The organism is Bacillus sp. PSXD-155 (genome assembly GCF_049310765.1).
GTDB lineage: Bacteria > Bacillota > Bacilli > Bacillales > Bacillaceae_G > Bacillus_A > Bacillus_A cereus.
In genome coordinates this window covers 1-12,549 of sequence record NZ_JBMOWC010000087.1, presented here as the reverse complement: position 1 = coordinate 12,549, position 12,549 = coordinate 1, and the positions used below count along the sequence as shown (strand labels likewise).

The window sequence follows — 12,549 nt, the reverse complement described above, 5'->3', positions numbered from 1 at the left end:
TATTTTATAATTAATTTACAACATAAATTTTGTCCATGTTTTAAACAATATGTATTTTGGAGGAGGTTAATTTGATTTTTTCAAAACTCATTGATCGGTACGCCTTATATGATTTACACAAAAAAAGAAGTGTAGCGTTTCAGTATACTTCCCTATCTAACACTTCATTAAATATAAAGGACATAGAATCTTTTTATAACGTAAAACCATCCTATATTCATTTTGACATTAAGCATTCAAAACAGGAAAAGGAATACATGGTTGGGCAATTCAAATATAAAAGTTCGGTTCAATCCGGTGATTCACGCAACGACTCTGTAACTGGGGAATTATTCTTACATAAAAATGAAAATGCACCTCATGTTATCTTTGTTCACGGTTGGAGAATGGATTCTAACGAACGTGTGAAAAAAATATTCCACCATCATATGACCAGCCTGAAGTGGAATATGTATTATTTCACTCTACCCTATCATTTTGAAAGAAAACCCGATCAATCCTTTTTCAGTGGAGAGTATATGGTAAGTGCAAATATTGAACGAACAGTACAAGCAACTAGACAAGCTGTAGCTGATTTACGAGCTTTGATTAAATGGATTAAAGCAAATAAAAATGGTCCCCTGATTCTAATAGGAATTAGTTTAGGTGGATTTATTACTAACTTAACCTCTCTTGTTGAAGAAGAAATTGATGTGTTAGCATCCATTTTCTATGCAAATCGACTTTCTTATTCAATTTGGAATACAACTCCAGGTAAATTTATTAGAGAAGACTTGGAACATCATGGTGTAACGTATGATGATTTAATAGATTATTGGAAAATCACTGAACCGAGTCAAGCATTACCAAAAGTAAAAAAAGAAAATATTTTATTGATTTCAGGTAAGCACGATCTATATGTGCATTCTGAGGATACAGACTACTTGTGGGAATCTTGGGAAAGGCCTACACGATATATTTATACATGTGGGCATGCCGGGATAGTTCTTAAACGTAAAAAAATTGCAACTGATACAATCAATTTTATTCAAAATCGATTGAACTCCCTGCACTTATCCAATGACAGGTCTTAAATTGTGAGATTACTAAGTACAAAATCTTATACTTATATTGTTATATTTTTTACTAGTCACCTTTGTAAATCTTAGCCCCAAGCCTTACACGATTGAAAATGAAATAAAATAAATAACTAAGGAACTAATTTACCATGTGGAAAAACATTGGTCAGCATTTTCACTAGTGGTCCCTGTATATGCAATATTACATACAAAAATCTTTATTTATTACGTTATTAATTTAAAAATAAATTATTCATCCATTAATCTATACCATCCGTATTTACATTTATGGATACCCTAATTACATATGAAAAAGAGAGAAGAACATTGGTTAGTTCTTCTCTTTTTGTTTATTTTTAAAATAACTATCTATAAAATTTTGCTTTTTATAATTCTTCATGAGTCTAGAAAAGAAATTTTTCTAATGTACATAATTACAACGACATTAAAACACTTTGCTCTTAAATCCGCTACTTGTATTATTAATTGCATGAAACTCCTTCTTGAGAAAAGTTTTAATTTCCGAATATTCTGTTGACCGTTATAACATATCCAATTTACAATTTAATTGTGGTGTTCTTTCACAATTAAACTACTTAGAATACACTTCATTTATTTGAAAACAATTACAAATAGAGGTGCTAAAATGAAAACTAGAGTAAATCCAGAATTATTACAAGGGTTAGAGATGTTTCCGGATCTCGATTTACGCCCAGAAAATTTGCAATCAATCAGAGAAGGAATAGCTCAAATGAGACCACCTACCGTTGTTGATGACTCCCTTTCTTTAATAGATAAAGTCATTGTTGGGCCTGATGATAATCCGTTACCATTACGAATTTATCGTCCAAAATCAAATCATGAATCTTTACCTGTCTTATTATGGATACATGGTGGAGGTTATATCTTAGGGTCTATAGATGATAACGATGATACTTGTATGAGGTTTGCAAAAGAAGCTAGCTGTGTGGTCGTGTCTGTAGACTACCGCTTAGCACCTGAACACCCTTACCCAGCACCAATTGAGGATTGTTATTCAGCTTTAAAATGGATTGCTGATAATGCAAAGTCATTAAACATTGATTCGAATCGAATTGGAGTTGCAGGAGTAAGCGCTGGCGGTGGACTAACAGCAGCATTATCATTATTAGCACGAGATCGAAAATATCCTTCAATTTGTTTACAAATGCCACTATATCCAATGATTGATGACCGAAATAATACACCTTCAGCGAATGAAATTAAAGAAGGATTTGTTTGGAACCAAAAGGCAAATGAAGCTGGCTGGAAAATGTATTTAGGAGAAATGTATGGAATGGATCAAATCCCTGCATATGCAGCGCCTTCTCGAGCTGAGGATTATAGTGACTTACCGTATACTTACACATTTGTAGGTCAATTAGATCCATTCCGAAGCGAAACATTAACCTATATAAGCAAACTAGCGCAAGCTGGTGTTGATGTCGAGTTTCATTTATATCCAAATGCCTATCACTGGTTTGAAGGGTTAAATCCAAATGCCGATGTATCTATTTATGCTGTGAACGAAATAGTACAAGCAATAAAAACTGGGTTCAAACGAGTATCTAAGGTTGAGGCTTAATCCCATTACAAGAGAAACACTCATAAATAGTATACATTTGTGAGTGTTATTATCATTTAAATATAATAGCCGATTCTCATTTGAAATCGGCTATTAATATGTAAAATCCGCCTAATATATCAAGGTTGAGAAACAGATATAAGATGTTTAGACGATGTATTTATTTCCTCTGCCAATGCTTTTATGTTCATCATGATTTGAAGTATTTCTTCTTTTGTTGTCCTTGGGTTGATAGAGCAAAGTCGAATTACTACTTTTTCTTTTAATTTAGTCGTACTTAGCATAGCAAATCCTCTTTGATTAATTTCTTCCACCAATTTTTTGTTTATTTCATGAATTGTATCTGTAGATGTTAGCTCACATGGAATATAACGAAAAGTAACAATTCCTAATTGGGCAGGTGTTACTACTTCCCAATCTTTTTCTTTCCTTAAAAATTCTTCAACTTGTTCAGCTAGCATAATGCCATGATCAATTGCCTCACGAAAAGCTGTAACTCCGAATGTTTTAAAAGAAAGCCATACCTTTAATGCTCTAAATCTACGAGAAAGTTCAATTCCACGCTCCCCAAAGTTCACTTTTTCTTCTAAATTAGTTTCCGTATCCCTAATATACTCTGGGATCATACGAAACGTTTCACTTAAATATTGACTATTTCGAATGAGTACACAACCAACATCATAAGGCTGAAAAAGCCATTTATGCGGATCTAACGTCAAAGAATCAACACGATGAATTCCTCTTAACAACTCTCTTCCTTTTTCGCTGAGAATTGCTGCAGCTCCATAAGCCCCATCCGCGTGTAGCCATATATCTTCATCACCACATACATCAGCCAATTCATCGAGGGAGTCCACCGCTCCGCAATTCGTTGTCCCTGCATTCGCAATAACACAAAATGGTTTTTTCCCTTTTAATCGATCTTCTTTTATTTGCTTTCTTAAAGTACTAACTGAAATTTTTAAATCTTCATCTGTCTCAATTCGGCAAATTTGATGCTGTTTAAAACCTAATACTTTAAGTGCTCGATCTACAGAAAAATGAGTTTGGTTAGAAAAATAAACAATCGCATTTTCGATTTCATTATTCAACTTAACCTGTCTTGCTACAGTAAGTGCAGTCAAATTAGCCATGGAACCGCCACTGACAAATAGTCCTTCAGCTGATTCAGGGAATCCTAGCATTGATTTTAACCAGTTAATTGTCGTTAATTCAATTTGTTCGGCACCTGCACCTACTATCCAAGCTGTAGGAAATACATTAAACCCACTTGCTAAAAAATCTGCTAATACACCAACATAATTATTAGGACCTGGCACAAAAGCCATAAAATGAGGATGATCCACATGAGTAATTTGATTAAACACATTGTTATTAAGAAAATGAAGTAATTCTTTTGGATTAGATCCGTTTTCCGGAATCTTTTCAATTAGCTTGTCTCTAAAAATATTACTATCAATCGTTTCTGAAACTGGTTTACTTTTTAAATGATTCATATGATCAACAATCAAGTCAACCGCTTGATATCCTAACTGACGCATCTCTTCGGCTGATAACTGCAAATTTTTTGTCATTTGGTTTGCTCCTATTCTATTTAAAAAGGCGAGTTCTTGCTCGCCTTTTCATTTTTTATAATTTGTAATCACCAATTGCTTGTACTGGATTTTGAAGAATCATGTTGATTAATCCATAAATGTGATTTAATATTTCCTGTATTTTCTCTGCTTCATATACGGTTTGATCAAATCCAAACTTTATTGTAAGTTTTTCTTCAGGGAAGCACATAATTCCATACTTTACATGTGGCTCATCAACGACTTCGTAATCCGTGATAGCAAAATGTCTGTTTTCATTTGAAGAAAAGATTGCTGGATTAGTTGGATAGTTTTCAAAAACCCAAAGATGGTCAGTCAACTCAGTTTTTAATTCACTTTGCTTTTGTATATCAACAAATGAATAGTATGCATACTCATTACATTTCAATGTCTCTAGTTGTACCTTTTGCAGGAAGTCCACAAAAGATTGCGTTTCTGTCCATGCTAATCGGATAGGCAAAATATTTGTGAACAGACCGAACATATTTTCAATTCCTTCTACTTCGGGAGGTCTGACTGATACTAGATTAGGCAATACTACTTCTCTCGTTCCGTTAAATTTGCCAAGCAATATTCCCCATACAGCTAGTAATGCCGTATTCATAGTTATATTATTTTTAGTTACAAATGTCTGTAACTGATCAGTCAAATCCTTGTCTAATGTTAAATCCGTAAAAGTGAAGTTTAACCCTTCACTTTTAGATGGGACTTTCTTTTTAGGAATACTAATTTTCTGATTGTATCCTGATAAATAATCTCGCCAAAAATGACGTGCTTTCTCATGATCTTGTGCCAAAGTCCAATCTATAAATGTTTCAAAAGGTTTTACCATAGGTAACTCCGCCGTAGTTCCCGCATTTGTAGTTTCGTAGAGCTGGAATAATTCGTCTATCAAAATGCTGACGCTCCAACCATCACATGATAGATGATGGGAACTCCAAATTACCTTATACTCGTTATTACCTAGTTGGAATATACAGAGACGGGTCATAAGTTCACTATTTTTAAATCCTTGACTTAAATTTTCATTCATCCACTGATCTAGGAATTCTTGCTGTTCTTGTTTCGTCATCTCAATCAAGTTTTTTATTTCTGAATTTATTTGAACATTATATAGAACAGCTTGCCAAGGTTTTGCTTGTTCATCTTGCACAATTATTGTTCTTAAAGAATCATGACGATCAACTAATTGTTGGAAACACTGAATAAAGAGTTTAATATCCAGCTCCCCCTCAAGTGCCCAAATTGTTTGTTCAAAATATGCATTTGTATCAGGTTCATTCGTAGCATGCTCATAAATAACTTTCTGGAAAGGTGCTAACGGGTAAATACGTTCTATTTTTATATCCGGCATTTTTTCTTGTATTTTGGTAAGTGTATGTTGATTAAGTTGTTTATCTTTAACATTTAGTAATGTAGCTTTATTATCGTTCATTATATTTACATCATTTGTTTGTGAACTTGAAAACTGGTCTAGCTTTTTAACAAATTGAACCATGTCTCTTAATATAGGAAATGAAAATAGATTTTTTGGTTCAAGCTCGAATCCTTGTCGATACAGTCTAACGGACACTTGAATCGCTTTTATCGAATCTCCACCTAAGGCGAAGAAATGATCATTTACTCCAACTTGATCTATTTTGAGTACTTCTTGCCAAATACTAGTTAATATTTTTTCCATTTCAGTTTTTGGAGCAATAAATACTTCATTTTTTTGTTTCTGCGGAGTAGGGAGCGCTTTTCTATCTAATTTCCCGTTTGGAGTCAGGGGTAATTGGTCCAAATAAACAAAATAAGAAGGAATCATATAATCTGGCAAGTGATCTCGCAAATGCTTTCGTAGTTCTGTTGTACTAATATTTTGCTCAGTTACTACATATGCAACTAAAAATTTTATTCCGTTCTCATCTGTTTGATCAATTACGAGAGCATGTTCGACTTGTTTATAAGTTAGAAGACAATGAGAGATTTCTTCTAACTCTACTCGATATCCTTGAATTTTCACTTGGTAATCTTGGCGGCCTAAAAATTCAATATATCCCTCAGAATGCATTTTTCCACAATCTCCTGTTTTGTATATAAGACCAAAATCAGGATGTGACACAAACGCTTCATTTGTTTTCTTTTCATCATTTAAATATCCTTTAGCAAGGCCCACTCCCCCGATATATAAATCTCCAATTACACCAACAGGGCACATTTTCTTTTCATAGTTCAACACATAATACGTTTGGTTTGCCAAGGGCATCCCGTATGGAATACTATTCCAATGTGATTCCACCTGTTTGACCGGATAATAAATTGACCAAATCGATGCTTCTGTTGCCCCTCCTAGTGAAATTACTTCTGCAATCGGAAAATGTCGTTTTATTTTTTCTGGTAAAGAAAGCGGAATCCAATCTCCACTATGTAAAACTAAACGTAAAGAAGAATGTTCAAAATGAGAACCTACTTGATCCAATGCCAAATCCATGATTGCAGGCACTGTATTCCAAATTGTAATCCCTCTACGTTCGACAGTGCGGATTAATTCTTGCATGTCTCTCGGATCACGAATCATTACTAACATTGCACCTGTGCTTAAAGCTCCGAAAATATCGTATACAGATAGGTCAAAACACATGGAAGAGATACCAATAATACGATCATCTTCATTTACCTCATATTTTTGATTTATGTCTTGAATAGTATTTGTAACCGCTTGGTGAGTAATAATTACTCCTTTTGGTTTTCCTGTACTTCCTGAAGTGTATATAATATAGGCAATATCTTCTGGACCAGCAATAGCGGGCATATCTTTTGTTGTATAAAATGACAAATGATTTTCTTCATAAAGACTAGGTTCTAATAAAAGCTTGCATGAACTATTTTTTAAAATATATGTTTGGCGATCTAAAGGATGATCGGGATCAATCGGAACATAAGCAGCACCTGCTTTTAAAATACCTAACATATTAACAATTGTGTCAACTCGCCTTTTTGCTAAAAGACCCACTTTGTCACCTAGACCAATGCCTTGCTCTTTTAAGAAGTGGGCAATTTGATTGGAGCGTTTATGAAGTTCCGTGTATGTTAACCATTCTTGTTCAAATACTACTGCTACTTCATCCGGTGTACGTTTTACTTGGTCTGTAAATAATTGATACAGAGTAGTTGAAGGTATTTTTTCTGTTGTTTCATTGTATTGCTTAATTAAAGTTTGATCCGATTCTTTCATCTGCAAAGATGTTATATCGCTTTGTTTCACCAATTGTTCCAATAAGTCAACAAATTGGGAAAACATTGCTTCTATTACATCAACATCAAACAACTCTTCAACATAGTTCCAGCTAATTAGTAACTCTCCATTTTTTTCAATTACTACATTATCCAAATACACTTGTGGAGTCCGAGCATGAATATAGCGAAGAGAACCAAGTTGTTCCCAAGAGAAAGCACCTGCACCTGCTAACATCGAGGTGAAAACGATTGGCATAACTGCTTTTGGTGTCATTTGATGATATCGAGTAAAATCTCGAATAAAGTTAACTCCATCGTAATGACGATGTTCAAGGCCATCTAATAAAGTAGATTGCGTTTCTTTTACTCTAGTAAAGAAAGTTTGCTCTGGTTTTACATCAACATCCAACAAAATAAGCGATGTGAAATCTCCTACAATCTGTTCTACTTCATCATGAACAGGATAACGGTTAAATACAGTCAAATTAATTGCTAATCGACATTGATTACTCCAATATGCCAACACATCACCATATATTGTACAAAGTAGAGCGGAAGGAGTTACCTCTTTCTCTTGTGCTATCTTTCGTAGCTTTGTCCATTTTTCATTGTCCAGGATCTTAGTAAGTGATTGGAATTTAGGAGTAGCAATCTCTGCTGGATCCTTTTTTAACAACAAAGAAGGTGCAAACGGAAAGTCAGGAAGCTTACTTGTCCAATAATCTTTTGCTGTTTTATATTCTTCGCTTTGTTCCATTTCATCATAGATAAACATATAATCTTGAAAATCAAAAGATAAAGATTCTAATTTTTGATTTGGTTTATAATAATAATGCAACAAATCCTGTCCAACAATGTTCATGCTTGCTCCGTCCATTAATAAAGCATCGTATCGAAAACATAATAAATATGTGTCTTCTTTTAAAAGAAAAGCTTTCAATTCAAACAAAGGCCATTGCCCCAAAGGGAATACATGGTTAGTCATTCGAGAACGCTCTTCTTGTATGCGAGCATTTTGATTCCTATCATCTAAATCTATGAGACTCACTATTTCAATCTCGTAATCAGGAACGCTTTGTAATATTTGCTGTTTTCCCTCTGGTAAAATTACAGCTCGCAACATTGGATGACGATGGATTACCTTTTGAAAACTTTTTGAAAGACGATTGATATCCAATGCTGTTTCATATTCAAAATATGTTTGAGGTGAAATACCACTTAATTCAAACTGTGAATTCCTTCCTAACATATACGCTGTTTGAACTTCTGTTAAGGAAAATGGATTAGACAAATCTTTAACATGAGTTGGTCTACTTTCAAAGTTTTCCTCTTTATGCTCTAACTTTACACAAGAACTCAGTTGAGCGATTGTAGGGTGCTTAAAAAAATCTGTTGTACTTATTTTTAAGCAGTCTTTTCTTAATAAATTAATTACCTGAAGTGCTTTAATGGATTCTCCTTTTAATGCAAAAAAATTATCATGAATACCGATTCCCTCAATCTCCATAACTTTTTCCCACGCACGCACTAATTTTTGTTCAATTTCATTGCGCGGGGCAACGTATGGAATTGATATATAATCCGTTTGTGTTATATCCAATAACCTTTTTCTATCCACTTTTCCATTTGGATTCAATGGAATCTCTTCTACCTGAATCATTTTTTCAGGAATCATAAACTCAGGTAATTTATCACTTAAATATTTTCTGATTTCACCAAAAGACACCTTGTTATCCGATACATAGTAGGCAGCTAATAATTTCCTATTTCCATACACTTGATCAACAACGATAGCCTGGTTTATTTCTGGATATTCCCTTAATTGAGTTTCGATTTCTCTTAATTCAATCCGATACCCCCGAATTTTCACTTGATGATCCATTCGACCTAAATACTCAAGTTCTCCATTAGGCAACCAACGAACGAGATCACCTGTATGATACATCATTTCCCCTGCCATAAAAGGACTCGGTACAAATTTTTCATCTGTCAGTTTACTTTTACCAAGATACCCTCGTGCTACCGCTACTCCAGCAATGCATAGTTCACCGGGAATTCCAAATGCTTTTAATTGGCCATACTTATTCAATATATAGGAATGATAATTCGGATTTGGTTTGCCGATCGTAACTTCTTTGGAAGTGCTCAAGTCTTTTACTGTTGCGCAAATGGTTGTTTCTGTGGGACCATAAATATTTAAAATTGTTGCTTCACTGATACAACGAATTTTTTCAACCAAATCAATGGAAAATGCTTCTCCTGCTAATAAAATAGATTTTAAATCTTTTAGAAAATTTGCCCCTTCTGGATCACTCAAAATCACTTCCATTCGCGATGGCGTTGATTCCCATAAATCCACCTTATGTTTTTTGACCAAATGAGCCAATTCTTTTGTTGCAAACTGGTCCTCTGTAGCAATTACTACTTTTGAACCTTGCGTTAAAGGAAGACATATTTCTAACAAGGAAATATCAAAAGATACACTAGCAAGAAACAAGAATGATTGATTAGCCTTTACTTTTTCTCTCATTACATTTAAAAAATGAACTAGCGATTTTTGTTCTATCATTACCCCTTTTGGATTTCCTGTCGATCCTGATGTGTAAATAACATAAGCCAAATCATTAGGATTATGTTCTCGTACTAAATTACTTTCTTCACCTTGAAAAAGATATTCTTTATCAAGATACAGTACTTCACCCGCAAATTGTGGCAACACTTCCTCTGTTCGCTTACTAAGTAAATATTTTGCTTGACTATCTTGTAACATATATTCAATTCGTTCAGTTGGGTAGTTAGGGTCTATTGGTAAATAGGCTGCTCCTGCTTTTAAAATCCCCATCATACCAATAATCATTTCTAATGACCGATCTACCATAACGCCAATAATACTTTCTTTTGAAACACCTTTACTTTGAAGGATAGAAGCCAATTGATTCGCTTTCTTATTCAATTCTCTATATGTCAAAGATTGATCATTACAAACAACAGCAATTTGATCTGGAGTTTTTAATACTTGCGCTTCAAACAAATCTTGAAATGATTGAAACAAGTCTATGCCTGTTTGAAAAGTATTCAATCCTTCTAACAACTCTTTTTCTTCTTCTGCAATAATACAAATATCTTTCAATGCCAAATTCGGGTTTTGTGAAACTTGCTTTAAAACATAACAATACGAATTGGCAAACTGTTGCAAAGAAGAGAATGAACGGGACTTGCAAGAAATTTGAAATTCAAATTCATTATGTATTTCATTCCATTTTCTTCGTATCCATAGGACTAAATTATTCTCTGCGTATTCTTCTAGTGAATTTTCATTATGTAATCCTTCCATCCCGATTACAATTTGAAAAGGAGTTAAATTGTGTTTAACTAATAATTCAGAGAGCGGATACTCCTGATTTTCATACCCGAATAAAGTCGTTTGTTCAATCTCATTTACTAATTGTTTAAAGGGGTGATGCGGATGGATTTCACTTCCTAAAGGAATCAACTTATTAAGATTCTCACTTTGTTCAAGATTCTTTTCAATTATAGGAATACCAATAGTAATTCTTTCTTGATCTGTATAATGTGCCAAACAAACCCTTAAAGCGGCTTGAAACCAGCTAAATAATAATAAATCTTGAGACTTACTTATTTTTTGTATACTTTTACTAAACTCTACATTCACTATGACTTGAACGTACTCACAAGGTGTTTCTTTATTTAGTTGGTAATCGCTATTAAATACAGAAAAATCGAGAACCTCGGAAGATAATTGCTCCTTCCAAAACGCTTCTACTTCTTTATTTTCATGAATCGAACTTCGATCTTTAATGTGCATTTTTATCTTTATCCCCCTAATATTCATTTTTTCTACTCGTTAATTTTCAAGCCAACTTCAAGCCCATGGAGAAACACTTGATGGTTATCCAAACATAAAAATTTCTGAATCTCTTCAAATTTCATATGGCCAACTGAACAAACCCCTAAATTTAATGTCTCAGCAACCATATTTAAGGTAGCAGTGATAATGCCTGACTCGATACAAGCAAATAAATATCCATCTGAACCGTATTTCGGGATAGAAGCGTTCGCATTATAAATCAAATACACTGAGAATGCAGATTGAGTAAATAAATCCTGATTAATTAACTCATGATCACTTTTGATCACTTGATCAATGTTGTTTACAATCACAAGACTATTTTTTGATGGGTTATAATAATAAAATCCAGCTTTCATACCCTCTATACGTTTTGGTTTTATATAAACAAAGATATCAATGGGATAGAGCCCGCCTGCACTTGCGTAATGATAGTATATTTTTTCTTCCCTAACCTGTTTTAGAGTTGATAAGAATTGGGAAAATTCCGAAAAACTAATGTGTTTTTCCATTTCAAATTGACGACAAGACCTACGTTCCTTGATTATAGTGGGTAGCTCATCTGTTGTTTCAAGTTGAATTTCGGTTGACCGTGCAGCAACGTACGTGCGATTTAATTGTTCACTCATATACTTATCTAACTCTTCTTTAGAAAAGCGAATCTGGTTGCTATATGGATTTGGAAAAATCTTTTCTTGTGAAGAAAATACTTCTCTTGGGTGTAATATGTTACTTACTAACACACGATTTTTTATCATGAGCTCTATGTTTTTTTGTGTCTCTTCTACATTTCCTAACGAAAAGCGCTCTACTAGTTCACTAATTTTCACACCTTTTTGAGCCATAAAATAAAAATCAGGAAACCACTCAGACAGAATACCTGTAAACCTCATTTCCCCTATCAAAACTTCATTATGCAACTTCTCCCAATGCTTAATCGGAGACCAGTAATAAATTTTCTCGCTCATATAACCCTCCATAAACGTTTAACTTATTTTTGAAATGCAATTTTCTAATTTACAAAATTTTTTTAGATTCTGCTCCTTGTCTCATAGTGATTATAAATACATGTACTTTAACGAAACTTGAAAATAATGAAATAACTTTTTCTTCATTAAAATTTTTTATTTAATCATAAAAAATGATTTTTTTTTGGATATTTCACATCCTTTCCCACAGTAATCCTATAAGGTATAAACCATTTAT

The 12,549-nt window shown here is 33.7% G+C and carries 5 protein-coding genes; 2 read left to right on the top strand and 3 right to left on the bottom strand.

Annotation, left to right across the window (positions count from 1 at the left end; all coding sequences use genetic code 11):
• The first annotated feature begins 71 nt into the window (after nt 1–71).
• Entirely contained in the window at nt 72–1,073 is a 1,002-nt protein-coding gene (locus ACO6VI_RS31780; protein WP_078993723.1) for an alpha/beta hydrolase, read from the top strand.
• A 631-nt stretch (nt 1,074–1,704) separates the two neighbouring features.
• Nucleotides 1,705–2,661, top strand: a complete 957-nt coding sequence (locus tag ACO6VI_RS31775) for an alpha/beta hydrolase (protein ID WP_000857931.1) — start codon at nt 1,705–1,707, stop codon at nt 2,659–2,661.
• A 119-nt stretch (nt 2,662–2,780) separates the two neighbouring features.
• Here ACO6VI_RS31775 and ACO6VI_RS31770 read toward each other — a convergent pair whose 3' ends face one another.
• Genes ACO6VI_RS31770 through ACO6VI_RS31760 form a run of 3 tightly spaced genes read right to left on the bottom strand, consistent with a single transcriptional unit; the run spans nt 2,781 to nt 12,311 of the window.
• Nucleotides 2,781–4,235, bottom strand: a complete 1,455-nt coding sequence (locus tag ACO6VI_RS31770; RefSeq protein WP_422425088.1) for a pyridoxal phosphate-dependent decarboxylase family protein — start codon at nt 4,233–4,235, stop codon at nt 2,781–2,783.
• A gap of 55 nt (nt 4,236–4,290) precedes the next feature.
• Nucleotides 4,291–11,301, bottom strand: coding sequence for a non-ribosomal peptide synthetase (locus ACO6VI_RS31765; protein ID WP_140157180.1), 7,011 nt, complete (start codon nt 11,299–11,301; stop codon nt 4,291–4,293).
• Between the two features lie 32 nt (nt 11,302–11,333).
• On the bottom strand, nt 11,334–12,311 hold the full coding sequence (locus ACO6VI_RS31760) for a SagB/ThcOx family dehydrogenase (protein WP_001290961.1): 978 nt from the start codon (nt 12,309–12,311) through the stop codon (nt 11,334–11,336).
• Between the last annotated feature and the right edge of the window lie 238 nt (nt 12,312–12,549).